This is a genomic window from Lentilactobacillus kefiri (genome assembly GCF_007989105.1).
In the GTDB taxonomy this organism is placed as follows: Bacteria; Bacillota; Bacilli; order Lactobacillales; family Lactobacillaceae; genus Lentilactobacillus; species Lentilactobacillus kefiri.
On the sequence record NZ_BJVK01000007.1, the window covers coordinates 42474 to 68421 of the forward strand.

Here is a 25948-nt window from a genome sequence, read left to right on the forward strand (position 1 = left end):
TAAAACTTCCACTATTTCTGCAAATGATTTGAAAACTTTGTGAAAATAATTGAGCATATTCTTTGACTTACTTTATGTAAGTGATATTCTATGGGTAAGGATTAAAATACATTTACCTGGAGGTAGTTCATTCATGACTGTTGTTAATGGTTACAAACAAAACGATAACGAACAAAAATTAGATATTTTAAACTTGGAAGATTTGGAAGAAAAAGCAAAGCAAATCATTCCTACCGGTGGATTTGGTTACATTGCCGGTGGTTCAGAAAACAACTGGACTTTAAAAGCTAACCGTAAAGCATTTACCCACAAGCAAATTGTTCCTCGTGCATTGAGCAACATTGAGAAGCCTGAATTGGATACCAACGTTTTTGGTATTCCATTGAAGACACCTATTATGATGGCTCCAACCGCTGCTCAAGGATTGGCTCACTCACAAGGTGAAAAGGATACTGCCAAGGGTCTTGCTGCTGTTGGTGGCTTGATGGCTCAAAGTACTTATTCATCAACTTCAATTGCTGATACTGCCGCTGCCGGTGATGGTGCTCCTCAATTCTTCCAACTTTACATGAGCAAGGATTGGGACTTTAACTACTCATTGCTTGACGAAGCTAAAAAGGCTGGCGTTAAGGGCATTATCTTAACTGTTGACGCAACTGTTGATGGTTATCGTGAAGATGACATTAAGAACAACTTCCAGTTCCCAATTCCAATGGCCAACTTGACCAAGTTTAGTGAAGGCGATGGTAAAGGTAAGGGAATCGGTGAAATTTACGCATCAGCTGCCCAAAAGATTGGTCCAGACGATGTTAAGAAGATCGCTGATTACACTGATTTACCAGTTATCGTTAAAGGAATCGAATCACCAGAAGACGCCCTTTACGCAATCGGTGCCGGTGCTGCCGGTGTCTATGTATCAAATCACGGTGGCCGTCAATTAAATGGTGGTCCTGCATCATTTGATGTTTTGGAAGACGTTGCCAAAGCTGTTAACGGCCAAGTTCCAGTTATCTTTGATTCTGGTGTTCGCCGTGGATCAGATGCTTTCAAAGCACTTGCTTCAGGTGCTGATTTGGTTGCTATGGGTCGTCCAGCTATTTATGGTTTGGCTCTTGGTGGTGCACAAGGAGTTCAATCAGTCTTTGAACACCTTGGTGACGAGTTGAAGATCATCATGCAATTAGCCGGAACTAAGACAATTGCCGATGTTAAGAAGACAAACCTTATAAACATTAAATATTAATTAGTGTGTAACTTCCCATCAATGGGCATCCTCTAACAGACTGGTCATCCATTCTGTTCTCATATGGGAAATTATTTAGAGGATTCCCGTTGCGTTGCACAGTATTAGAACATTCCCCGTGTTCTTTTCCCACAAAATATGTTAAAAAACAGCGTTCCTCATTATTGAGGAGCGCTGTTTTTGAAACGGATTTTATTTAGTTAATATTTTTTCGTGGTCGGCCAGTCGTCTGGCCCTTGTCCAAAATTTCAGGATGTTCATTGCGTGCATATGCGTATGCATGAGGATCCTGGCTATTTTGATAGCGATTTGAATGGTTATTTGATTGAGAACTTCTGAAGTAGTAAAAGGCTGAAAGTCCAACTATGGTTAAAATTAAAAGTGTCATTGAATTCCTCGTTTCATTATTTTTGTTAAGTCTTGGTACACATACAGAAAAGCGTTTCCAAAACGACTTATTATTTTGGAATTGATATAAGTGTACTTCCAATAGAATAAGAGTCAAGTATCTGGTAAACCATTTTCGATGACTCAGGGAGCAATCCTTAGTGCTGCAGCGGATCTGAAATTATTAAGGAATTATTTAATTCAGTTGAAAAATATTTATCAGAAAAAATACTTTTAATGTTTTTAGTCGTATATAATTACTGTATCGTCAATCATCAATTAGGCAATTGATATTTAGGTCCACACGTGTTATAGTTTTATATTGTGAGTATCTGGGTAAATACAGAAACTCTCCTTGCTCTCGGGTAGAGGGCCATAAGTCCACAAGGAGGTGCAAATCATGGAAGAAAAGAAATACGAAATTACTTACATCATCCGTCCTGATGTTGAAGAATCTGCAAAATCTGCATTGATTGAACGATTCGACAAGATCTTGACTGACAATGGTGCCAAGGTATTAAGTTCAAAAGACTGGTCAAAGCGTCGTTTTGCTTACGAAATTGGTGGTTATAACGAAGGAGCATATCACGTTATTACTTTAACTACTGATACTGACAAGCCACTTAACGAATTTGATCGTCTTTCAAAAATCAATGACGATATCTTACGTCATATGATCGTTGTTCGTGACGACTAATAATTCATTCTAATATGAGAGGAGCAAATTCAGCATGCTTAATCGTGCAGTTCTTACGGGTCGCCTAACCCGCGATGTTGATTTACGATACACTCAAAGCGGAACCGCTGTCGGTTCGTTCTCACTTGCCGTTGATCGGCAATTTACCAATCAACAGGGGGAACGAGAGGCTGATTTCATTAACTGCGTAATCTGGCGAAAATCCGCTGAAAACTTTGCCAACTTCGTTCATAAAGGTTCTCTTGTTGGAATTGATGGTCGGATTCAGACCAGAAATTACGAAAACGCACAGGGACAACGAGTTTATGTGACTGAAGTTGTAGTAGAGAATTTTGCATTGCTTGAGCCTCGTTCTGCAAGGAACAACTCAAATGGTCAGCAAAATGGAAATGCTCCTCAACAAAATAACGGCAATGCCAATCCATTTGATAATAATTCAAATCCTGGTAACGGTGGCAATTCCAACAATAATGGCGGTAGCAAACCTACCAACAACAATGGTGGAAATAATGGTAACGGCGGGAACAATAATCCTAACGATCCATTCGCCAACTCCGGGGATTCAATTGACATTTCCGATGATGATTTACCATTCTAATGAATTGGTAAAGTAAATTTTCGAGGAGGAAAAACTATGGCATATCAAAGACGTGGCGGCGGTCGTCGTCGTCGTAAAGTTGATTTTATTGCTGCAAATCACATCGAATACATCGATTACAAAGATATCGATTTATTGAAGCGATTTGTTTCAGAACGTGGAAAGATTCTTCCACGTCGTGTTACTGGAACTAGCGCAAAGAACCAACGTGCTTTAACAATTGCTATTAAACGTGCACGTATCATGGGCTTGATGCCTTTCGTTGCTGCCGACTAATAATGATTTATCAAAGTCATCCTTTAGGGGATGGCTTTTTTTGTATCCAAAAACAGCCTCCCAATTGATGTGTTGGGAGGCTGTTAGTATCTCATGATTAGTTTTCATTTGTCGCCGGTTTGGCATTTTTAACTGATTGATTGGATTCTAATTTCTTCAATCCGACGCCGGTAAATCCACTCAGTAATGAGAAGATTGGGCAAAGCAGGCTGAAGAAGACAAATGGCAGGTACTGAATTGTTGGAACGCCTAAAGTGTTGGCAATGAAGACACCCCCAACGCCCCAGGGAACCAGGTAGTTTAATACGGTACCGCCATCTTCGAGTACTCGCCCAAGTGCCCGGCTGGCAAGGCCATCGTTATTGAACGTCTTTTTGAATGCCCGGCCTGGGAGGATGATTGATAAGAATTGTTCACCAATAAAGATATTGACCCCAATGCAGGCTCCTAAAGCAGCTGTAATCAATTTTGCCGAGTTGTTCAAGTGAGTGGCAAGTGGTGACATAATCGCGCTGATAAGGCCAAAATGAACCAATAAACCACCAAGGGATAAGGTCAGGACAATCAAAGCAACGGTGGGCATCATGCTGACAATCCCACCACGGGAAAGTAACAGGTTGACTTCATTATTTGAAGTTTTTGCGACAAAACCGTTGGTAATGATCGTGCTGGCTTTAGTGATAGTCAAACCAGCGTTGTTTACAAACATCATTGCTGTTGATACGAAAATGTTAAGCAACATGGTTGGAATGGCAGCCATTTTGAACGCTGCACAAATGAATACTAAAACGATAGGAATTAATGCCACAATCGAAATGTGGAAATCACTGTTTAACGCAGCCACTGTGGTATTGATTTTGTTCATGTCGGCGTGGTTATGACCCATGCCGAGAACGGCAAAGGCAATTGTGGAGATCGTTGCGGCCGGAACAGTCGACCAAAGAATGGTTTTCATGTGATCAAACAAATCGGTGTCGACAACCGCTGCCGCCAAGTTGTTGGTCTCGGAAAGTGGTGAACATTTATCACCGAAGATTCCACCGGATATAATAGCTCCGGCTACCAGTGCCGGATTGAAACTCATGGTAACGCCGATACCGAAGAATGCGATGCCGACAGTTGAGACAACTGTGAAACAACTTCCAACTGCAGCTCCTACTAGTGAACAAACCAGAAAGACCGTTGGTAAGAACCATTGAGCACTGATTGCTTTGAAACCGATGACCATCAAAGTCGGGATGGTTCCGGCAGCGATCCAGGTACTGATCATGGCGCCAATTAAGATAAAGATGACGATGGGGATGATTCCTTTGTCAATGCCATCCTTGATCCCGGCGTTAATTTCATCCCAGCTAAATCCGGTTATCTTTGCCCAAAAAATGGTCACGGTAATTGCTAGTAATACTGGAACTTGGGGTGACAGGCCCAAACCAATCACGCCGGTTCCCATAATGGCTAATGCGATAACTAAAACTAAAATTGCTTCTCTTAAACTTACTTTGCTGTTTCTCATAGTGCCAACCTCTTTTTATTGTTAGATTTTTGTTCTTACAGTAATTCAGTTGACCTATATCGAGGCATGCCGCCGTTTGTTGTTCTTCTCATGATAAATCCCCCTTAAAGTCAAAAAAATCGTCCCTATTACATATAAATGCAATAGGGACGATTTTTACCGTGGTACCACCCAACTTGTGTATCAAAGATACACCGCTCACTAGAAGATAATGGATTCTAGTTATTGACCATTGTCGTGATATTACGGTATTTCGTAACCTTACCCTGATTGGTTCGCAGCAACCACCAACTTCCTGACACCCAGATAAGGAACTACTTCATGTAATTCGACTTTAATTATTAGAATGAGTATAAAACTTGATGAGAAAAATTCCAAGAAATATTTTCAATGTCAATCCTTACATAAATCAGCCTTGATAACTAAAAATCACAATAGTTTTGTAAATAATGTGAAAAGATCTGCCATATTTACCTAATAATATCTAAATATTCCTCATTTTTGCCTTATAAAATAACAAAATGTCATGAAACATGACATACGTTCCCGTGGTGTGCTAATATAAGACCATTCACATTAGAACATTTTAATCTATTTCTTATGTTGCTCTTATTTAGGAGGTTGCCTATGAAGTCAAAAATTCAAGAGAACCAAGATGGAACGATGCGAGCGTTAAGTAATCGTCATGTTCAGATGATTGCGATTGGCGGTACGATCGGTACCGGGTTGTTCCTGGGATCCGGAAGCACCATCAGCAAGACTGGCCCATCAGTTATGTTGATTTATTTGGTACTGGGAGTCTTTTTCTTCTTCATGATGCGTGGAATCGGCGAAATGTTTTATTCAGACCCTTCGCAACATACATTTGTTTCTTTTATCTCCCGATATTTAGGGCCGACTGTTGGTCACTTTACCGGCTGGACGTACTGGATTGGACTTGTCTTTGTATGTATGGCTGAACTAAGCGCAACTGCTACATACGTCAAATTTTGGTTTCCATCGATTCCGGCTTGGATCATTGAAGTCGCGTTTTTAGCAATTTTAGCCAGTGTGAATTTGATTGCCGCCAGATTATTTGGTGAAGCGGAATTTTGGTTTGCTATGATCAAGATCGTTGCCATCCTGGCGCTGATATTTACTGGAATTTTCATGATGTTGCGTCATTCGGTAACGCCGGTTGGCCATGCCACCCTCGGAAATCTTTTCAGTAATTTCCAATTTTTCCCTCACGGCGGGGTTAATTTCATTGCTGCATTTCCAATGGTATTCTTTGCTTTCATGGGAATTGAATTTGTCAGCATCACAATTGGTGAGGCAAAGAACCCACAAACAGTTATTAAAAAGGCGGTTAACGAAACGCTTATCCGAATCTTGATTTTCTATATTGGTGCTTTGACCATTATCATGGGGATCATCCCCTGGTCATCAATCACCCCTAACAGCAGTCCCTTCGTTCAAGTGTTGAAATTAGCCGGTTTGCCGGCTGCCGCAGCGGTCATCAACTTCGTGGTTTTGACTTCCGCCGCATCATCACTCAACAGTTGTATCTTCTCTGCCGGCCGACATTTCTATCAGTTGGCAACCGAGGTTCCCGAGGACAGTTGGATGCACAAGAAGTTTGCTAAAATTTCTCACAATGGTGTCCCAGCTCCGGCCATCATTTTCTCAGCAGCTCTGGTATTGATCACACCCCTGATTAGTTTAACCAACGGCTTGGCGTCAGTGTTCACTATTGTAACTGGGATTTCCAGTGATATGTACATCATCGTGTACACCTTGGCAATGCTGGCACACAGAAAGTATCGTCAGTCTGCCGATTTCCTGCCGAATGGTTTCTTAATGCCGGCATATAAGATCATGAGTCCCCTGACGATTACATTCTTTATCGTTATCTTTGTTTCATTGTTCTTCGTTCCAGAAGATATTATTGGTGCAATCGGAGCCATTGTCTGGACCGCAGTTTTCGGTGGTGCCACTTATTTGCATCAAAGAAAATTGGTTCCCGATACCGATCAATAGATTCAGTTTCAACACATAATCCGTTTTCTCCTAATATAAAAACTTGGATTCCTGACTGGTTAAACAGTCGGGAATCTTTTTGTATTTCTGATATGGCGGATGATTTAAAAGCTTGATTGTCAACATGGTAAAGGGGCTGTTATATCGCCGAAAATGACGATAATTGGGCAATATTTTAAGATGTTAAAAAAGGGTAAACAATTGAAGGAATCATTAAGAATCCAGTTTTATGGTAAAATAAGACTATTAAGCTATTGATGAAGAGGAATTAATATGAAAAATTGGTTTACAAACAACAGTGGCGAACTTCCGCCATTTGTTCATAACCGACGCCTCAGAAGAATCATGATTTTTATTTCCTTAATCGTGATTTACGGCATCGTTATTTCATTTCTATATAACATTGTGGCTTCCCTTATTCTAATTGTGATTAGTGTTGTAGGGCTGATTTTTACCATTGTTATGATGAATGAAATTAGTTCGGATACCAATCGCTATATTACCGACTTATCATACCGAATTCACCGTGGTGAGCAGGAATCGCTGCTGGAAATGCCCATCGGTGTCATGATTTTAAATGACAGCGAGATTGTTGAGTGGGCCAACCCATACATGATTAAGTATTTTAAGGATGAAAATCTGCTGGGACGAAAAATGGCCGATATTGACCCCGACCTGCAGAAACTCATTACCAAGTATGCGGCGTCAAATGAATTCCATACGATTACATGGCGGGATCACAAATTCACCATGTTGGTTCAAAAGGAATACAACTCCATTTATCTAATGGATATTACCCGTTACGCAAATCTTGAAGAGCGTTACAACGATGAACAGATTTCCGTTGGGCAGATTTTCTTGGATAACTATGATGAAATTACCCAGTCAATGACTGACCAGGAAATTTCCAACTTGAGCAACTATGTCACGAATGAGTTGGCCACTTGGTCACAAAAGTATGGCATGTTCCTCAAACAAATTGATGATGATCACTTCTTCTTATTGGCTTATTCCAAATCGTTAACAGCGATTGAAAACGATAAGTTCAATATTTTGGATACCGTCCGTGAAACAACTTCCAAGCAGAACTTCCCACTGACTTTGAGTATCGGAATCGCCTATGGCGAAGATGACTTGAATAGCTTGGCAGATCAGGCTCAAAGCAACCTTGACCTGGCATTGGGTCGTGGTGGTGACCAGGTTGTTGTCAAATCCCTTGATGGAACTGCCCGTTTCTATGGTGGTAAGACCAACCCAATGGAGAAGCGGACCCGGGTTCGGGCTCGAATGATTTCTCAAGCCTTAAACGAATTGATGAGTGCTTCGGATCAGGTCTTTGTTCAAGGTCATACAAGACCGGATATGGATTCACTTGGTGCCTGCCTTGGTATCAGACGAATTGCCCAGATGAATAATAAGAAGTGCTGGATTGTCCTTGATAAAGAAAAGGTCCATTCAGATATTCAGAGATTGTTGGAAGCAACCAAGAAATATCCTGAAATTGCCGATTCAATCATTACGCCGTCAGAAGCTATGAGCAAAGTGACGGACAGCAGTATGCTGATTATGGTGGATCATTCGAAGCCATCAATCAGTATGTCTGAAGAATTATATAAACGAATGTCATCCAAGGTTGTTATTATCGATCATCACCGTCGTGGTGAAGAGTTCCCTGAAAATCCAATGTTGGTCTATATTGAACCATATGCATCTTCAACCTGTGAGTTGATTACCGAAATGTTTGAATATCAGCCACATGAAGAAGAACCAATCAACCGGATTGAAGCAACAGCTATGTTGACCGGTATCTTTATTGATACCCAACGCTTCTCAATGCGGACAGGTACCAGAACATTTGATGCCGCCAGTTATCTGCGTTCTGCAGGGGCTGATTCCGATGAGATGCAGCAATTTATGAAGGAAAATATCGACAGTTATCTCCAACGAAATCATTTGATTTCCAAAGTTGAATTCTTCCATAAAGATATGGCATTAATTGTTGGTGAAGAAGATCAGGTTTATGATCCGGTTACTGCCGCTCAGGCCTGTGATTCTCTATTGACGATGTCGGGTGTTGATGCATCGTTTATTATTACCAAACGAGCCGACGGATTAGTCGGGGTTTCTGCACGAAGCACCGGTACGATCAACGTCCAAGTCATTATGGAGCAAATGGGCGGTGGCGGTCATTTATCCAGCGGTGCTACGCAGGTTTCCGACAAGTCGGTTGCCGACGTGAAAAAAATGCTGCTTGAAACGATCAAGAATATCGATGATAATGAATAAAGGTATTTAAATTTTTGAGGATAGTAGGAGTGATCTGTTATGAAAGTAATTTTTCTGGAAGATGTCCGTGGCAAGGGTAAACGCGGGGAAGTAAAAGAAGTTCCTGACGGCTATGCTCAAAACTTTCTGATTAAAAATGGAAAGGCAAAGGTAGCATCAAAAGCCGCCATGAGCCAACTTAAAGGCCAACAAAAGGCTGAAGAAAAACGTGAAGAAGAGGAACTTGAGGAATCCAAGCAATTGAAGGCCAAGCTCGAAGACGACAAGACTGTCGTTGAGCTTAAAGCTAAGGCCGGAACTGACGGCCGCCTCTTCGGTTCAATCCCCAGCAAGCAAATTGCCACAGCACTGGAAAAACAATACGGGGTTAAGCTTGATAAGCGTAAGATTGAATTATCTGAGCCAATCAAAGTTGCTGGTTACACCAATGTACCAGTTAAGCTGCACACTGATGTAACTGCCAAGATTCGGGTTCATGTTTCTGAAAAATAGCGTGCAACGAGACCCGGGTGGCCGCGGTGCATAAGTAGAAAATGGCTATTAATGAACGTTCTTTGTTCATTGATAGCCATTTTTTACTTATGTGTAGCGGTCAGGGTTGTCGCCAAGTAGGCTAGGCAGGCATACAGCTGGCCGTCGAAACACGTTTCTGCTAAGTAGACTTACGATGATTTTGCAGCCAGTCCTTTTCTTATCAAAGCATGCGAGAATTTTGGCGTTGTGTGCTACAATTTATGTATTGTATTTAAAGTGAACGAATTTGAGGAATAAATATGAGCAATGAGTTTGTAAACGAGTTACCACCACAAAATATCGACGCGGAAAAGGCGGTCTTGGGATCTATCTTCCTGAGTACCGATGCTTTGGTTGAGTCCATGGAGTTTTTGGAGTCGGACGACTTCTACAAGCATTCTCACCAGATTATTTATAAAGATATGGTTGAGTTAAACGACCGCGATGAAGCGATCGATGTTGTGACGATAACCAACATTTTAACCGAACAAAATAACTTGGATGACGTTGGTGGAATGGAATATATTGCCGATCTGGCGGGTTCTGTTCCAACTGCTGCCAACGTGACCTACTACGCTAAAATCGTCAAAGACAAGGCCATTTTACGGCGCTTGATTCAAACTGCGACCAACATCGTTACCAATAGCTACAATACCGATGATGATGTGACAACGGTCTTGGATGATGCTGAACGAGACATTATGAACGTGGCTGAAAACCGGACCATGTCCGGATTCAAACCAATCAAAGAAGTCTTGAACAACGCCTTTAATGAAATTGATCGGTTGTCTAAAGAAGGGGATGCAGTTACCGGTCTTTCAACCGGCTATCCGGAATTGGACAAAATTACCACTGGTCTCCACAAAGATGAATTAATTATTTTGGCTGCCCGGCCTGCCGTTGGTAAAACGGCCTTTGCGTTGAACTTGGCCCAAAACGTGGGTACCAAAACCGATAAAACAGTTGCCATTTTTAGTTTGGAAATGAGTGCAGAATCTTTGGTTAACCGGATGCTTTGTGCGGAAGGTAGTATTGATGCCAACCATTTGCGGACCGGTCAGTTAACCGAAGACGAATGGCAGAATTTGGTTGTTGCCATGGGCAGTTTGTCCCGTGCCAACATTTATATGGATGATACGGCGGGTATTAAGATGTCTGAAATCCGTGCCAAATGCCGTCGACTTGCCAAAGAGTCCGGCAACCTGGGCTTAGTGGTGGTCGATTACCTGCAGCTGATTGAAGGCAGTAACGCCGAAAACCGGCAACAGGAAGTTTCTGGGATTTCGCGGCAGTTGAAGAAATTAGCCAAAGAACTCCACGTTCCTGTCATTGCGTTATCCCAGCTTTCTCGTGGGGTTGAACAGCGTCAGGATAAGCGACCCGTATTGTCCGATATCCGTGAGTCCGGTTCAATTGAACAGGATGCCGATATCGTTGCCTTTCTTTACCGTGATGATTATTATCGGGATGAAGATGGTGATGATAGCGATGATTCCGGTTCCGAGGGCGAAGATGATGAGAACAACGTCGGTGAAGTTGAAGTCATTATTGAAAAGAACCGATCGGGTCCTCGTGGAACGGTCAAATTGCTGTTCGTGAAGTCATATAATAAGTTTTCGTCGATTTCGTATGCGCAGCAACAATCTTAAATATGATGTACAAAAAGGCGAGCACCTCAATATGAGTGCTCGCCTTTACTGTACATAAATCATGAATTTTGCGTAAAAAAATAACAACCACGGCTACAAGTAGCTGCGTGATCGTTATTTAATGGTATGTAATTGATGGGCAGTCAGGGGCTCGAACCCTGGACCCACGGATTAAGAGTCCGTTGCTCTACCAACTGAGCTAACTGCCCATTACTAACCGACTTAAATATAATAGCATATGCACAAAATTTTTGCAACACGCAAAAGTCAATTTTTTACATTGGCAGTGAATTTTGTTGAGTTGGTGGACAATCAATCATTATCCACTATCTTTATTCACAGTGCTTCAAACATTTATCCGACGATCCGAGGCTTCATTCGTATTTATTTGACCAATATATGTCTGTGTTATAATAACAACATGTTGGCGTGTGCAAATTTATAGAAAATAACAATAATAAATCCATGTTAGGAGAAATTGTTAATGGCAAAAAAGATATTAGTTGTCGATGACGAAAAACCTATCGTCGACATTGAAAAATTTAATTTAACCAAAGAAGGCTACGAAGTTGCTGTTGCCTATGATGGTGAAGAAGCATTAAAGCAGGTCAAAGACGTTGATCCTGATTTAATTATTTTGGATCTTATGCTGCCAAAGGTTGATGGACTTGAAGTTGCTCGTGAAGTCCGAAAGACTAAAGACACCCCAATCATCATGGTAACTGCCAAGGATTCTGAATTGGATAAAGTTCTTGGACTGGAACTTGGTGCTGATGACTATGTTACCAAACCGTTCTCCAACCGTGAATTGGTTGCCCGGGTTAAGGCAAACTTGCGCCGTCAGGGTTCTAACACTTCAAACAACAATAGTAGTGAAGAAGAAGACAATAAAGATATTAAAATCGGTGATTTGGTCATTCATCCGGAAGCTTACTCAGTTTCCAAACGTGGTGAAAACATTGAATTGACTCACCGTGAATTTGAATTGCTTCATTATCTGGCACAACATATCGGTCAAGTTATGACTCGTGAACATTTACTTCAGACAGTTTGGGGCTATGACTATTTTGGTGATGTCCGAACTGTTGATGTAACTGTTCGACGGCTTCGTGAAAAAGTCGAAGACAGCCCAAGTCACCCAACTTGGCTGGTAACTCGACGCGGGGTAGGTTATTACCTGCGCAACCCAGAAAATGATCAGGCTTAATATCAATGAAATCAATGCATAAGGGGTACTACTGGTTGTGAATAATCGAATTAAGTTTTACCAATCAATCAAATTTAAGATAGCGCTGGTTTTTGCCCTTATTCTACTGGTAACACTGGAAATCGTCGGTGCGGTATTCGTGAGGCAGTTGGAACACCAAAATTTGGCAACCTTCAAGAACCAGATTCAGCTCCAGACTTATGTGACCAACTCCTTAACAACCCAATTGTCGAATTCCAATGAAACTCAGGCTAATGGCCGAATCAAGACAATTTTAAATGACTCCGGCAGCGGCAATACTGCCCAAATTCAAGTCATTGATAACAAGGGAACCATCCGTGGAACCAATCAAATCAATAACCAGGCCATTGTCGGCCAAAAAACCACTGATGATAACGTTAAAAATGCGATCTACAATGGCAAAAAGTTTGAAAAGACAACTTATGATTCATCAACCGGCGCTCGTTACTATACGATGATTTCGCCGTTGATTAAGAGCTCCAATAATAATAGTACGGTCGTCGGTGTTGTATATACCCGGGCCAACCTTGATAGCGTGTACGATAGCATCAACAGCATTACGCTGATCTATCTGTTCGCCGCATCAATCGCTATTATATTGGGGTTATTAATCTCGATTGTGATTTCTCGGGCAATTACCCGACCAATTGAAGAAATGAAGAAGCAAACCATCAGAATTGCCCGTGGGGACTATTCCGGCCAGGTTCACGTGTATGGGAACGATGAGCTGGGTCAGCTTGCCAGTGCGGTTAACAACCTGTCTGTCAGGGTTGAAGAGTCCCATGAGTCCACCGAGTCTGAACGACGGCGACTGGATTCTGTGTTGGCCAACATGACCGATGGTGTTTTAGCGACCGATCGTCGTGGAAATGTCATTATCATTAACGAAACGGCTGCCAGCTTCCTGGACCTTGATGAAAATCAAGCTATGGGAAAATCAATTTTGGATGTTTTAGATATTCGAAAAGATTACAGTCTGCGTGATTTACTTGAAAAACCGGATGAACTGATTCTTGATTTTTCAAGTGAAGATCACAGTCTGGTACTGCACGCCCATTTCTCACTTATTCAGCGAGAATCCGGGTTTATTAGTGGCCTTGTCTGTGTGCTTCGTGATATCACCGAGCAGCAGCGAATCGACCAGGACCGTAAGCAATTCGTTTCCAATGTTTCTCATGAATTAAGAACACCGTTGACCAGTGTCCGTTCCTACATCGAAGCTTTATCAGACGGTGCCTGGAAGGATCCCAAGCTGGCACCCAAGTTCTTGAAAGTAACGCAGGATGAAACCGATCGGATGATCCGGATGATTAATGATCTGTTGACATTGTCACGAATGGATTCCGGTACTCAAAAGATGGAAGTGGAACTGGTTAATATCAATGAATTGTTCAATTACGTTTTGAACCGATTTGATATGATCCTCAAAAAAGAGGACCATCCTGAAAAGACCTACACGATCAAGCGTTACTTTACCAAACGAGACTTGTGGGTTGATCTTGATACCGACCGCTTCACGCAAGTGCTTGATAATTTAATGAACAACGCGATTAAATATTCGCCAGATGGCGGGGTCATTACCTGTCGGCTTTATGAGACCAGAAATAAAGTCATTTTAAGCGTCTCTGACCAAGGGTTGGGAATTCCACGTAAGGATATTCCCCATATCTTTGATCGGTTCTACCGAGTTGATAAGGCCCGTTCTCGTCAACAAGGCGGTAGTGGTTTAGGATTAGCGATCTCTAAAGAAACGGTTGAAGCACTGCACGGCCAAATTTGGGCTGAAAGTGTGGAAGGTAAAGGTTCAACGTTCTATATTGCTTTGCCATACGAACCGGTAGAAGAGGAGGACTTGTGGGATGAGGTTTAGTAAATACTTAATACCACTCGCACTCACCATTGCGGTGGTTGTCAGTCTGACTTTATCGGTTGTGTTATGGACCAACCCGGCCAATTACCGGAACAATAAGCAGCAAACTGCCCAAAGTCCTCAAACGCAACAGATGATCAAGCCAAAACGGTACGTTTATACCCCCGTTCAGGCGCTTCATACCAATGCGGATGGAACTCAGCAGATCATGGTTAACAAATTAGTCAACACGGTTACTGAAGTTAAAAAGACCATGCATAACTATCAGAATCCAAAAATAAAAACCTTAAGTAAAAACTCCAAGGTCGATTATTTCCGGATTGCCAACCAGACGGATTCAATTATGCTGAACTATTCGGATACCGTTTCAATGCGGGTAGTTAACTACATTGTTAAAAATCATTTCAGAAAATTTCCAAATTATAAAATCAATCGAATTATTTTACCAACTAATAATTCCACTAAGCTATATCTTTTGTATGATAAAAACTTTACGGTTTATGAAGTTGACGTTAAAAAGCGCAGCTTAAAACCGCTGAAGAAAGTTTTGAAGATGGATATGCGGACTCAACCGGCAAGCTTCAAACTGCTTAACAACAAACCGGCTGTTTATGTTACCACATCGGTGGAAATGCAGCCATATAAATATCTAATCGACCGTCAGTCCGATGATTATTATGTCAGTCGACTTCTGAACACTCAGGATTCAACCAACGTTAACGTTAAGCGTCGAAGGAATATGACTATCTATGGTGATCAAAGTTCCCTCCAGCTCATGTTCAATTCCCGTAACCGGATGGGAGAATTCTCTGATTTCCGTCCCAATCATAACCGGAAAAACCTAACGTCTGCAATTCAGGATTCTTATAAGAATGTGACTAAGCTCGGTCTGCCAATGGATAACGTGCGATTCTTCAGTTACGATCCAAATACCCGTGCGATTATGTATCGAACCTACGTCGAAGGATTCCCAGTATTTAGAACGAGTGGGTTTGGGACAGTTTCAACCAGAACCCTTAACTCCAGTGCTCAGCGGACCATCTTTTCGTTGGACAACCTTGAAGTACCTCTTCCAAGCAACAAGGGTTACGTTTCTCTGCCTTCAACTGAAACCATGTTGAAGCGCTTGAAGGACCATGGCTACAATATGAAGGACCTGCAAAAGGTCCGCTTGGGTTACACTTGGAAGAAAGATACAACTTCGCCATTGCTGATTGATCTGAATCCGGATTGGTACATTTATTACCACAAGCAATGGCGCAGCTACACTTCACTTATGAATCAATATTAGGAAAGGAGGGAGCCTGGTGAACTTTCGAAGAATTGAGATCATCTTTTTGGTGACCTTTATCGCAATTGATATTTTTCTGTTTGGGATGTTTAGAAAGAACATGGATATGCAGGCCGACAACGTTTCACAAGGTGGTTCAGATTCTGTTATCATCAAGGAAATGCGAAACGACCAAATCAAAGTTGGCAATTTATCTCGGAAAAATGAAACAGCTTTTTATATTTCCGGTGAGCAAAGCGATGTTTTGCGTAACCAGATGGGTCAATTAGCCAACCAGACTCCCCAATTTGTGGGTCATGAGTTGGAAAGTGAACTTAAGCAGCCGATTTCTGTTAACAAGACCAATCCCCAGAAATCAATTAACAAGCTATTAACTGATTCAACGTTTGTTTTGTTCGGTGATCAGTACGTTTACAGCAAAGACCTTTCAACCAGCCGCAATATCGTATACAATCAAAAGGCACTGGGAAGTTCCATTTATTCCTCAGAAGCCCAAATTAGATTTACTTTAAATTCCAATCATCAGATTGTTAGTTACACCCAGTCTTATCTGCAGGGAATTAAGAGTCTCCGTGAAAGTTCAGAAACGATTTCGGAAACTCGGGCGCTCATTTGGCTGTATCAATATAATGAAATACCAAATAACACCACGGTTGCCTGGACCAGTCTTGGGTATACGAAACTATTGTCAATTGATGGCGATCGGGTCTTTATCCCAACTTGGATCATTGCAATCAGACCGCAAAACTCAACTCAGGTTCAGCTGAAACGGATCAATGCATTTACCGGTGGGATCATTAAAGAGACCGATGAGAATTTGAAGAACAATCCTTCGTCAATGAATTAAAGTTAGGAAGAAGAACCAGTATGAATAATGATGACATGAAAATCAGTATCCTTGCCAGCGGAAGCGGCGGCAACGTCAGTTACATCGAAACACCGGATCACAAGATTCTTTGCGATGCCGGGCTTTCCGGTAAGAAAATTGAAGCCTTGATGAAGTCAATTGGCCGTGATTTAAGCGATGTCGATTCCCTCTTTGTCACCCATGAACATTCCGATCATCGGCTCAGTGCCGGTGTTTTAGCCCGAAAATACGGTATTCAGGTATACGCCAATGAAGGCACTTGGAATGCGATGGCGCCACGAATCGGAAAGGTTTCCGACGATCAAAAAAATATTATGCCGCCGGATAGTGTCATGGATATGGGCGATATTGATGTTGAGAGCTTTTCGGTTTCACATGATGCCGCTGAGCCGCAATTCTATGTCTTTCACCATAACAACAAATCCTTCGTTATCCTAACTGATACCGGCTACGTTTCCGACCGAATGGAAGGCGTCATCAAGGATGCCGATGGTTATTTGTTGGAATGTAATCACGATATTGAAATGTTGGAGAACGGTGACTATCCGTGGATGACCAAGAAGCGGATTCTGAGTGATCAGGGACATTTGTCCAACGAGGATGGTGCAAACGCAATGCTCGATGTGATTGGGCACCGAACCAAGAAAGTCTTCCTGGGACACCGAAGCCTTCATAACAACATGAAGACCCTGGCACATCTAACGGTTGCTTCCATTTTGGAGGATCACGATATGGGTGTCGGCGAAGACTTCAAGCTGTATGACACCTCTCAGGACCACGCCTCGCCTTTAATGATTATTTAAAGAGTCTTTAGATAATTCTAAACTTTTAAACACACTCTCGTCATAAAAAAAGGTTATTATAAGTAATATAAAACAATAGGGAGGCACACTAATTGGCACAAAATAATGGTTTTGGAAAATTCATTGCGACTGCCGTTATCGCCGGCGCGCTCGGCGGTGGAATTACTTACGGCGGTGTTTCATATTTTAATAACAATAATAATGGAACAGGAACAGAGCTGGTCTCTGGTACGAACAAGAATGGCAACACCAAGGTCAGCAATGTGAAAGTGAACCTCAATACCCAAGCAGAAAAGGCGTTCAATGCGACTAAGAGCACTGTCGTTTCTGTGATTAATTTACAAAAACAAAGTTCAAGTGATGATACATTATCCGGAATTTTGGGTCAGATTCAAGGCGGTTCTTCAAGTAAAAAGAAGAGCAGTGGTGAACTTGAAGCTTCCAGTGAAGGATCCGGTGTGATTTACAAGAAGAGCGGCAATACTGCTTACATCGTTACTAATAACCACGTGGTTGCCGGTGCCAATGCTTTGGAGATCATCCTAAGTGACGGTTCCAAGGTTTCCGCTTCGGTTGTTGGTAAAGATGCCGTGAGTGACTTGGCCGTTATCAAGATTAACTCTGATAAGGTTAAGAAAGTTGCGACATTTGGCGATTCGGACAACATTAAAGTTGCCGAACCAGTTCTTGCCATTGGTTCACCACTTGGTTCTCAGTACGCAACATCAGTCACTCAAGGAATTATTTCCGCTAAGAAACGGGAAGTTCCGCAAACCTCTGAAAGTGGTGCCCAAATTGGTAACGCAACGGTTATTCAGACCGATGCAGCTATTAACCCTGGTAATTCAGGTGGTCCATTGATTAACTTCGCCGGCCAGGTTGTCGGAATCAACTCAATGAAGTTGGCATCTGATCAACAAGGAACCAGCGTTGAAGGAATGGGCTTTGCTATTCCAAGTAATGAAGTGGTTATGATTATTAACCAGTTGATTAAGAACGGTCAAGTTATCCGTCCAGCATTAGGAATCGGCTACACTGATTTGTCTAATATTTCCGAACAGCAGCAACGCTCAATTTTGAAGCTGCCTAAGAGTGTCACTCAAGGGGCCGTTGTCCTTAACGTCAACTCAAATTCACCTGCTAAGCGGGCTGGATTGGCTAAATACGATGTTATTACCAAGTTGGATGGCACGAAGATTACTCAACAGAGTCAATTACGTGATATCCTCTATAAGCACAAGATCGGTGATAAGATTTCGGTTACTTACTACCACAAAGGTGATAAGAAGACCAGCACAATTACTTTGAACGAAAAAGCAACCAGTAAAGTATTAAGTGAAGCAACTAAATAAAATAGAGATGTTTGATAACCCTCGTTCGTCAGTTGATGAATGAGGGTTATTTTTATGGAAAATAGTTTGGGCGGTTTTACTTACTTAACACAAGTGTAATACTTAATATGCGTGTAATATTAATTAATGACCTTATGAGATACAATTAAGGTGTATCAAAAATATGCAAAAGGGGAAATGCACATGAGAATTCATATTAAGCAGTCGGTAATCATCTCTCTTGCCGCTTTTGGTTTGCTTGCAGCTGTTGGGGCTACAAATGCTCAAAATGCCAGTGCCAAATCAAGAGTGAGAGTCACTTCCAACGTGAAGTTAAGGACTGATGGTTCAACGAGAAACGTTGCGTTCACGGGGAAAGCAGGCTTGTACACCAAAGCTTCTTCACTGAAGAGCGCTAAGAAGGTTGCTACAACGATTACTTTGAAAGATCTTGCACGATCTAAAAAATCAACCAAGAACGTTCGAGCATATCGAGTTGCAAGAACCAATAAAGGTAAAGTCTATTACAAGGTTGTCACCTTTGATGGTCATTATCGTGGCTGGATTTATGGCGGCCGAAGCAAGGCTGTCTTTGCCGGTGGTTTGAAATCTTATCAAACTTTCCAGCAAGGTTCTCTTACGAATGATATGTCCAACAATACATTCCAGTTTGCAAATCCGGGAACTGCTAATGACAACCAGACGGTTACATACAAGCAACCAGCTTGGACGCAATATAAGATTGGTCGTCAGGTAACTGATTCAACACCTTACGCAACCGTTAATTATAAGATTGATCAAGCGGGAACCAGAACTCGCGAAGGTGACCAATGGGTTCACATTTACGCTACAAATGGTAACTCAGGTGCCGATGGCTGGATTCTATATTCCGGCTTAAAGACCGCCTCAAATAACTCACCAATCGCTGATAACGCCATCCGAATTAACTTGGTTGATTCAGCAACCGGTTCATCAATTACATCAGTTGATTACGCCAAGAGTGGTGCCACTAAGGGTGCGACTGTTGGTTCAAACGTCAACGGTGCTTGGAAACTGGATTCAAACGATTCAAGCGCAATTCAATCACAAATTTCAGCTGCCCTTTCACCATTAGGCTACACTGGATTTACGTTAACTCCTGGCCAAATTGCCGCAATTGCTCAAGGGACATTTGGTTCAAGCGTGACAATTTCAGTTGTAAAGCCAACAATCAACAAGGCCGTTCGAATCGTTTTGACTGATCCAAATGGAAATGTCATCAATTCGATTGATTACACAAATGCCAATGCGGTAAATGGTAATCAGTTGGAACCTTAAACGGATCAACTTGGACATTAGCTGCTGCCGACGCAACTGCTATTCAAACCAAATTGGTCGATGCATTGAAGGGAACCGGTTATGAATTAAGTGCCAACAACACTTTGACCACTGAACAACAAGCGTTGATTGCTCAAACAACATTCGGTAACCAAGTTTCCATTAAGACGGTTGCTGTAAATCCAATTACGGATAATGAAGTTCAGTTATCATTTGTGGATCCTGATGGTAAGGCAGTTGGTCCACTTAAATTAACTAAGGGAACTAATGATAAGACTGCTTTGGATACCATTAAGGCTGCGGTAAAGGATGATCCGACATCATCAAATTCAGCTACTGTTCAAAAAGCTTATACAGAATTATTAACTGCTGCCGGTATTAAAGGCTACACAGTTGCTGGTCTCAGCGACACACAGACAAAGGCTAATTTAAATGCTATCAAAGGTGCTACTTATGGTAAGGATGTTAAGTTGACTGTTGCTAAGATTCCTGTGAAAGCTTTGGCTTCGAGCTTTACTTTCTTCCAGCATCTTAGTGGTTGGGTAACAAAAGATGTCCCAGTTAATTATTTTGAAAGCTCAAATGGTCAACGAAACTCAGATACAAACTTTGCTAAAGCATTGGCTGCTGATTCAAATTTGAATGGGTATGCCGGTAATACAGTTTCAGTTACTAGCTTTAACACTGCACTTAAGGACCAACATTTGGATACCATTTACTATGCTGCAAAAAATGATGGCTTTTTGGGTGCTGCCAAAACTCATTTAGCAGCAAGTGATTTTGGTGGATCGACTGATTCTATTTTTGCTCCTGCAATGGCAGGAACAACAATTTATATCTATAAGATTACCATCACTGCTAAGGCAAACGATAATACCGTTGCACTTGATAACGGGCAGAATATTGATACACCATTGTTTGACAAGAATGGCAATGTTACTATCGGAACAACTCCTGTAAAAGTAGGATTGAAATACACCCAAGATGGTGATGACAAGAAAGTTACTCTTGATAGTACGAATTTCAAAGCACAATCACTTGCTGAACTCTACAATAAATAATTGATACTTGTTTGACTAACACATTTAAGGACTTCCATTCTAATGATTAGGAATAGAAGTCCTTTTTGCTGTAAAATCTTTTATCAGCTTTCCGTAGATCGTTCAACTGGAATGCACAATATAACCCCCTCCTGCGTCTGGAACACGTTATATTCCTCGTGCTGGGGATTTATATCGGCGGGGAGTGGTAACGTCACTGAGCCGTTTTTATTGATTAATTTGACTAACATTTGCTTCATCTCCAATCTTTTGGGACAGATTTGTTCGGATTATGCGATTAATATCTGCGAAAACCTGTTCGATTTCTCCGCAAACATTGGATTTTCGAACAAATTACGAACGGCTTTATGAAATAGCTTGAACTTGTACCGTACACGTTATATAAATACGAACAACCAGCCGAGTTTCATTCAAAAGATTCATAGGATGTAAAAATTCGATAAACTATCCACATTTTGTCTGTGGATAACTCTGTGGACAATCCACAGGGTTCTGTCATCCATTGGTAGAATAACGTTGAATAGTTATCCCCCGAATGGGCAAAGTTATCCACAGAAATTGTGGATAACTTTTTTTGGCCTAAAAAAGGGGTTTGTTCGTCGCAACAAAGACTGATATAATAGGGTTTGCGGTGATAGATTGCGAACACACGTTGTCCACAGTTTTGTGGATAACATTTTTGGCTCTTGACATTTTTTAAAATAATGCGGGTCCCAAAAAAATTAGTTATGTGCATAAACCTGTGGATAACTCTGTGGACAACTTGTTTATAAACCCTGTTTTTTACACAGGATCATTCACCATTTGGAGGAAATGACATATTGAATATCAAATTAGTGGTTGTTGGCAAACTCAAAGAAAAGTATTTTAAGCAGGGGATTGCGGAATACGCAAAGCGGTTATCGCGTTTCTGTAAATTTCGGATTGTGGAAGTTCCCGATGAAAAAGCCCCTGAATCTCTCAGCCAGGCAGAGATGGATGAGGTGATGGATAAAGAAGGTGCCCGAATTTTGGACAAAATCAAAGACCGCGAGTACGTATATGCACTTGCGATCCTTGGTAAGGAGCGATCTTCAGAAGAGTTCGCAAAGGAGATTGCCGATTTGACCACGTACGGTCATTCCGATATCACCTTTGTCATCGGAGGTTCGCTCGGGTTATCGAAGCACGTTCTCGATCGTGCGGATACCCAGATTTCATTTGGCCGATTTACATTGCCCCATCAATTGATGCGATTGGTGCTGTCAGAGCAGATATACCGGGCTTTTATGATTAATGAAGGTAGCCCGTATCATAAATAAACGTCGAGATGTATCCTTTACCAGAAGGGATGCATCTTTTTTTATTGACTGTTTTCGGTTATCCACAGACCGTTGTTAAAATGCAAACTCCAAAATAGACGTTGCAATTCTTTCTTAGATATACTAATCATCACAATTGTTAGAAGGAATTCATGCAGACAAATGATTTGGAGGGAAATAGATGAACAAAGATCAGCAAAATGGACGAAAGCCTTGGTTCAAGAAGTGGTGGGTCTGGGCATTAGTCGTGTTTGGCCTCATCATGGCCGGTGGTGCTTTATCGGGTGGTGAAAATGACTCGGCCAGTAACAAGTCGGAAACGGCTTCGTCTGCCAAAAGTCAGTCATCCAATGATCGTCAGTTAAAGGACAGTTACCATGTTGGCCAAGTCGTTAATTACAAAGGGTACAAGTTCAAGGTCAATCGGGTGACTTACTATGATGGCAGTCAACTTGATAAACCAAAAAGCGGAAACCGGTATGTGATTTGCAACGTGACGATTAAAAATGACACCGGTAAGAAGCAATCATACACTCCAATGGATTTCCAATTGAATGCGAACGGAAATTCAACGAACATGATGGAAATATTAACCTCAGAGAAACATTCCAGAGATACATTGGAAAGTGGTGATCTCAATCCGGGTGCCAGCGTGACCGGAAACTTAATCGGTCAAGCCAAACGAGACGCGGATTTAAAGCTGCAATACCAACCATCAATTTGGAATGATGAAACGGTTAAAGTGGCACTTTATTAGTCTCCTGGTTAACATCTGCGCAGCATATCGTATACAATAAGAGTGTAAGCGTTTTATATATCACAAGGAGGCTTTTTCATGACAGATCGTTTAAAGAATAAGGTAGCTATTATTACCGGTGCCGGATCAGGAATGGGTGCTGCGATGGCCAAGCTGTTTGCTGCTGAAGGCGCAAAGGTTGTTGCTGCCGATTTGAATAAAGATCGGGTGAATGAAGTTGTTACAAATATTGCCAAAGACGGTGGGGGTGAAGTAGCTTCCATTAAGACTGACGTTTCCGATGAAGAAGATATCAAGGCAATGTTTAAGTTCGCTAAAGATAAATTTGGGCAAATTGATATTGTTGTTAACAATGCTGGAATTATGGATAACATGGCACCAATTGGTGATTTGACCGATGAGATGTGGAAGAAAGTCTTCGCCGTCAATACTGACAGTGTCATGTACGCAACTCGTGAAGCCGTTAAGGAATTTCTGCCTAAAAAGCAGGGTGTTATTTTGAATATCGCCTCGGTTGGTGGAACCAACGGCGCCCGTGCCGGCGTTGCCTACACGGCTTCCAAGCATGCGGTTGTTGGAATTACCAAGAATACAGCTTATATGTATCAAAAAGAAGGAATTCGGGTCAACGCGATTGCACCTGGTGGCATCAAGACCAACATTGCTCAATCGATGGGTAAGAACATTGATAAGTTTGGCTTTGACAGACAATCGCAAGGGATGGCAACATCGCCAGAACCCGGAACTTCAGAGGAAATCGCAAACGCCGCATTGTTCCTGGTTTCCGACGAAGCCAGTTATGTCAATGGAGCGGTATTGCCAGTTGACGGTTCGTGGACCGCTTATTAAAATTGAATATTTTGATGATCATTATTGCAAGCCGTGGGGAATTCCCTGCGGCTTTTTTATGTGGACAATATTCCAAAGTATAGGTTTAACTTCTAATATGAACGAAAAGCGATTGGTAAGATTAACTCACTCATTATTTTTCTTCACCAGCAGTAATAATGAAAACTGCGAAGTGAATGCGGACATGATTTCAGTTGTATTGTTTTCAAGAAATTCGTTTCTGTCGTTCTTCGATACTTTAACCAAGATCGTTGATAAATAAGTTTGAAATTAAAAATGTTTTCCTCAATTCGTTGTATCCTCACATTACGATGTCATATTTGAATATTAATGCAAAATATTGCCATGTTATTGACATAAAGTTGAAATGGTTTATGATAATATTAATTAAAATTCAATGAGGAAATGGGGAAAACGTATGAGAATTTCTAATTTTAAAAAATTACTCTTATCTACTAGCATTATTGGAACAATGGTTTTACTTGTAGGATGTGGTTCAAAAAGTTCTAATCAAAATTCAAAAAAACTTTCAGGAAATCAGAAGATTAATCTATCTACCACAGCAGAAATTACAAGTTTAGACTTATCAAAAATATATGATAAAACATCATTTATTCAGGTTGATGAGACGTTTGAAGGTTTATATAGATATGATGAGAATGGAAATGTTGATCCTGCGTTGGCTACAAAGACTCGGATTTCCAAAGATGGCAAAACATACACGATTGATATTAGGCATAATGCAAAATGGAGCAATGGGGACCCTGTTACAGCGAATGATTTTGTCTATTCTTGGCAACGCGCGGTTAATCCGAAAACAGCCAGTCAATATACTTATCTTTTTGATAACGTTAAAAACGCAAGTGCAATTGTTAATGGGAAGCTTTTACCAAGTAAACTTGGAATCAAAGCTATTGGGAAATATCAGCTAAAAGTACAGCTTGCAAGACCAACGACTTATTTCAAAATGGTTATGGCACGAGAGACACTATATCCACTTGATAAAAAAGTAGTTGAGAAGTATGGGAAAAACTATGGAACTTCAGCAAAGACTACGGTGTATAATGGTCCGTTCAAAAACGTCGGCTGGACAGGAACGAATGATTCTTGGAAACTTGTAAAAAATAACCAATATTGGGATAAAAAAGCAGTTAAGTTGTCTCAAATCAACTACACAGTTGCAAAATCTCCAAGTACTGCATACAACTTATTTCAATCCGGAAAGCTTGACCTTATAAGTCTTGTTGGTGAACAAGCAAAACAACTTGGAAAAAGTAAGGACGCCGTTAAACGACCTCTCGCTGCAACAGAATATTTACAATATAATCAACGAAAAGGTGTGTTTAAGAACCGAAACTTACGGCTGGCTTTTTCATTGGCTTTAAACCGAAGTCAATTAATTAACAAAGTTATGCAAAACGGTTCTATTGTTTCAAAAGGATTTGTACCTGCAGATTTTGCAAAGAATCCTAAAACCGGTGAGGATTTTGCGAAGGAAGCTTATGTTCCAGGAACGGTTGATCACGATTCAGCAAAAGCAAAGCAATATTATAAAAAGGCTTTATCACATTTGGGTAAAAAGAATTTAACGATCAAATTGTTATCAGCTGACGATGATCAAACTAAGAACGTAATAGAGTTTATTCAAAGTGAACTTCAAGAAACTTTACCCGGCCTAAAGATTGAATCCAATAGCATGCCATTTCCATCAATGCTTGCAAGATCATCTGCTGGCAATTTTGATGTGAACTTTACCGGCTGGTCTGCAGACTTTGCTGATCCAATCTCATTTCTTTCTCAGTTTACCTCTCACAATCCTGAGAATAATGGAAAATGGGAGAATAAACAGTTTGATCAAGCAATTAAAGATTCCAATAACAAAGATGCGAACAATTCCACAAAGAGATGGGAAGATTTGATTAATGCTGAGAAGATTCTGGCAACCGATCAAGGGATTACTCCCATCTATCAAGCAAATGGAATTGACCTTGTAAACCCTAAGCTTAAAGGTGTTGTATATGATCGGATTAATGGGCATTACGATTATAGAACAGCTTATTTGACAAAATAATATGAAAAAGAGGTATTTAT

General features: G+C 41.2%; 22 protein-coding genes and 1 tRNA gene. 20 read left to right on the forward strand and 3 right to left on the reverse strand.

Annotation, left to right across the window (positions count from 1 at the left end; genetic code table 11):
- Positions 1-133: 133 nt before the first annotated feature.
- Entirely contained in the window at positions 134-1243 is a 1110-nt protein-coding gene (locus LKE01_RS04145) for a lactate oxidase (RefSeq protein WP_056981377.1), read from the forward strand.
- A 196-nt stretch (positions 1244-1439) separates the two neighbouring features.
- On the opposite strand, the gene LKE01_RS04150 is transcribed toward LKE01_RS04145, so the two are convergent.
- Positions 1440-1631 (reverse strand): hypothetical protein, encoded by a 192-nt coding sequence (locus LKE01_RS04150; protein ID WP_020281443.1) that lies wholly within the window; start codon positions 1629-1631, stop codon positions 1440-1442.
- Positions 1632-2030: 399 nt separating this feature from the next.
- Here LKE01_RS04150 and rpsF point away from each other — a divergent pair, with 399 nt between their 5' ends.
- From rpsF to rpsR, 3 genes are read left to right on the forward strand one after another with little or no spacing between them, the layout of a single operon-like run.
- Positions 2031-2327, forward strand: a complete 297-nt coding sequence (rpsF, locus tag LKE01_RS04155) for a 30S ribosomal protein S6 (protein ID WP_054768909.1) — start codon at positions 2031-2033, stop codon at positions 2325-2327.
- A gap of 34 nt (positions 2328-2361) precedes the next feature.
- Positions 2362-2925, forward strand: a complete 564-nt coding sequence (gene ssb / locus LKE01_RS04160; RefSeq protein WP_054768910.1) for a single-stranded DNA-binding protein — start codon at positions 2362-2364, stop codon at positions 2923-2925.
- Between the two features lie 36 nt (positions 2926-2961).
- On the forward strand, positions 2962-3201 hold the full coding sequence (gene rpsR / locus LKE01_RS04165; protein ID WP_013726869.1) for a 30S ribosomal protein S18: 240 nt from the start codon (positions 2962-2964) through the stop codon (positions 3199-3201).
- A gap of 97 nt (positions 3202-3298) precedes the next feature.
- Here the strand turns inward: rpsR and nhaC are convergent, their stop codons facing one another.
- Positions 3299-4714 (reverse strand): Na+/H+ antiporter NhaC, encoded by a 1416-nt coding sequence (gene nhaC, locus LKE01_RS04170; protein ID WP_056981375.1) that lies wholly within the window; start codon positions 4712-4714, stop codon positions 3299-3301.
- A 627-nt stretch (positions 4715-5341) separates the two neighbouring features.
- On the opposite strand from nhaC, the gene LKE01_RS04175 reads away from it, so the two are divergent.
- From LKE01_RS04175 to dnaB, 4 genes are all read left to right on the forward strand, one after another.
- Positions 5342-6733 (forward strand): amino acid permease, encoded by a 1392-nt coding sequence (locus LKE01_RS04175; RefSeq protein WP_056981373.1) that lies wholly within the window; start codon positions 5342-5344, stop codon positions 6731-6733.
- Between the two features lie 273 nt (positions 6734-7006).
- Entirely contained in the window at positions 7007-9019 is a 2013-nt protein-coding gene (locus LKE01_RS04180) for a DHH family phosphoesterase (RefSeq protein ID WP_179286790.1), read from the forward strand.
- Positions 9020-9058: 39 nt separating this feature from the next.
- Positions 9059-9511: a 50S ribosomal protein L9 gene (rplI, locus tag LKE01_RS04185; protein WP_054768911.1), complete on the forward strand. Its 453-nt coding sequence runs from the start codon at positions 9059-9061 to the stop codon at positions 9509-9511.
- 281 nt (positions 9512-9792) lie between these two features.
- Positions 9793-11181: a replicative DNA helicase gene (gene dnaB / locus LKE01_RS04190; RefSeq protein WP_056981371.1), complete on the forward strand. Its 1389-nt coding sequence runs from the start codon at positions 9793-9795 to the stop codon at positions 11179-11181.
- Positions 11182-11317: 136 nt separating this feature from the next.
- On the opposite strand, the gene LKE01_RS04195 is transcribed toward dnaB, so the two are convergent.
- Positions 11318-11390 (reverse strand) — tRNA-Lys (locus LKE01_RS04195).
- A 275-nt stretch (positions 11391-11665) separates the two neighbouring features.
- Between LKE01_RS04195 and yycF the strand changes: the two genes are divergently transcribed.
- The 12 genes from yycF to LKE01_RS04255 all read left to right on the forward strand — a co-directional run bounded on the left by yycF (position 11666) and on the right by LKE01_RS04255 (position 25928).
- Positions 11666-12388 carry a response regulator YycF gene (gene yycF, locus LKE01_RS04200; RefSeq protein WP_056981369.1) on the forward strand — a complete coding sequence of 241 codons (723 nt, stop codon included), beginning with the start codon at positions 11666-11668 and terminating at the stop codon, positions 12386-12388.
- Between the two features lie 37 nt (positions 12389-12425).
- Positions 12426-14279, forward strand: a complete 1854-nt coding sequence (gene walK, locus LKE01_RS04205; protein ID WP_056981367.1) for a cell wall metabolism sensor histidine kinase WalK — start codon at positions 12426-12428, stop codon at positions 14277-14279.
- Positions 14269-15570 carry a YycH family regulatory protein gene (locus tag LKE01_RS04210; protein ID WP_056981364.1) on the forward strand — a complete coding sequence of 434 codons (1302 nt, stop codon included), beginning with the start codon at positions 14269-14271 and terminating at the stop codon, positions 15568-15570. The genes walK and LKE01_RS04210 overlap by 11 nt, the downstream gene beginning before the upstream one ends.
- A gap of 16 nt (positions 15571-15586) precedes the next feature.
- Entirely contained in the window at positions 15587-16417 is an 831-nt protein-coding gene (locus LKE01_RS04215; RefSeq protein WP_082619701.1) for a two-component system regulatory protein YycI, read from the forward strand.
- A 20-nt stretch (positions 16418-16437) separates the two neighbouring features.
- Positions 16438-17241: an MBL fold metallo-hydrolase gene (locus LKE01_RS04220; protein ID WP_056981362.1), complete on the forward strand. Its 804-nt coding sequence runs from the start codon at positions 16438-16440 to the stop codon at positions 17239-17241.
- 92 nt (positions 17242-17333) lie between these two features.
- Positions 17334-18593, forward strand: a complete 1260-nt coding sequence (locus tag LKE01_RS04225) for a S1C family serine protease (protein WP_054768914.1) — start codon at positions 17334-17336, stop codon at positions 18591-18593.
- 183 nt (positions 18594-18776) lie between these two features.
- Positions 18777-19889, forward strand: a complete 1113-nt coding sequence (locus tag LKE01_RS12170; RefSeq protein ID WP_225364658.1) for a hypothetical protein — start codon at positions 18777-18779, stop codon at positions 19887-19889.
- Between the two features lie 65 nt (positions 19890-19954).
- Positions 19955-20950 (forward strand): hypothetical protein, encoded by a 996-nt coding sequence (locus LKE01_RS12175; RefSeq protein ID WP_225364657.1) that lies wholly within the window; start codon positions 19955-19957, stop codon positions 20948-20950.
- An 821-nt stretch (positions 20951-21771) separates the two neighbouring features.
- The gene (gene rlmH / locus LKE01_RS04240; protein WP_054768915.1) at positions 21772-22251 is read left to right on the forward strand and encodes a 23S rRNA (pseudouridine(1915)-N(3))-methyltransferase RlmH; all 480 of its coding nucleotides are present in this window, start codon (positions 21772-21774) and stop codon (positions 22249-22251) included.
- Between the two features lie 181 nt (positions 22252-22432).
- Positions 22433-23008, forward strand: coding sequence for a DUF4352 domain-containing protein (locus tag LKE01_RS04245; RefSeq protein ID WP_054768916.1), 576 nt, complete (start codon positions 22433-22435; stop codon positions 23006-23008).
- 78 nt (positions 23009-23086) lie between these two features.
- Positions 23087-23857, forward strand: a complete 771-nt coding sequence (locus LKE01_RS04250) for a glucose 1-dehydrogenase (RefSeq protein WP_056981360.1) — start codon at positions 23087-23089, stop codon at positions 23855-23857.
- Positions 23858-24275: 418 nt separating this feature from the next.
- Complete coding sequence (locus LKE01_RS04255; RefSeq protein WP_056981358.1) at positions 24276-25928, forward strand: peptide ABC transporter substrate-binding protein; 1653 nt, start codon at positions 24276-24278, stop codon at positions 25926-25928.
- Positions 25929-25948: the final 20 nt, after the last annotated feature.

Coding starts and splice junctions, on each gene's coding strand:
- LKE01_RS04210 (WP_056981364.1), top strand. CDS start 14,269: ATGAGGTTTAGTAAATACTTAATACCACTCGCACTCACCATTGCGGTG.
- rpsF (WP_054768909.1), top strand. CDS start 2,031: ATGGAAGAAAAGAAATACGAAATTACTTACATCATCCGTCCTGATGTT.
- LKE01_RS04250 (WP_056981360.1), top strand. CDS start 23,087: ATGACAGATCGTTTAAAGAATAAGGTAGCTATTATTACCGGTGCCGGA.
- nhaC (WP_056981375.1), bottom strand. CDS start 4,714: ATGAGAAACAGCAAAGTAAGTTTAAGAGAAGCAATTTTAGTTTTAGTT.
- LKE01_RS04175 (WP_056981373.1), top strand. CDS start 5,342: ATGAAGTCAAAAATTCAAGAGAACCAAGATGGAACGATGCGAGCGTTA.
- LKE01_RS12170 (WP_225364658.1), top strand. CDS start 18,777: ATGAGAATTCATATTAAGCAGTCGGTAATCATCTCTCTTGCCGCTTTT.
- LKE01_RS04180 (WP_179286790.1), top strand. CDS start 7,007: ATGAAAAATTGGTTTACAAACAACAGTGGCGAACTTCCGCCATTTGTT.
- LKE01_RS04255 (WP_056981358.1), top strand. CDS start 24,276: ATGAGAATTTCTAATTTTAAAAAATTACTCTTATCTACTAGCATTATT.
- rpsR (WP_013726869.1), top strand. CDS start 2,962: ATGGCATATCAAAGACGTGGCGGCGGTCGTCGTCGTCGTAAAGTTGAT.
- yycF (WP_056981369.1), top strand. CDS start 11,666: ATGGCAAAAAAGATATTAGTTGTCGATGACGAAAAACCTATCGTCGAC.
- LKE01_RS04220 (WP_056981362.1), top strand. CDS start 16,438: ATGAATAATGATGACATGAAAATCAGTATCCTTGCCAGCGGAAGCGGC.
- LKE01_RS04245 (WP_054768916.1), top strand. CDS start 22,433: ATGAACAAAGATCAGCAAAATGGACGAAAGCCTTGGTTCAAGAAGTGG.
- LKE01_RS04145 (WP_056981377.1), top strand. CDS start 134: ATGACTGTTGTTAATGGTTACAAACAAAACGATAACGAACAAAAATTA.
- rplI (WP_054768911.1), top strand. CDS start 9,059: ATGAAAGTAATTTTTCTGGAAGATGTCCGTGGCAAGGGTAAACGCGGG.
- ssb (WP_054768910.1), top strand. CDS start 2,362: ATGCTTAATCGTGCAGTTCTTACGGGTCGCCTAACCCGCGATGTTGAT.
- LKE01_RS04150 (WP_020281443.1), bottom strand. CDS start 1,631: ATGACACTTTTAATTTTAACCATAGTTGGACTTTCAGCCTTTTACTAC.
- dnaB (WP_056981371.1), top strand. CDS start 9,793: ATGAGCAATGAGTTTGTAAACGAGTTACCACCACAAAATATCGACGCG.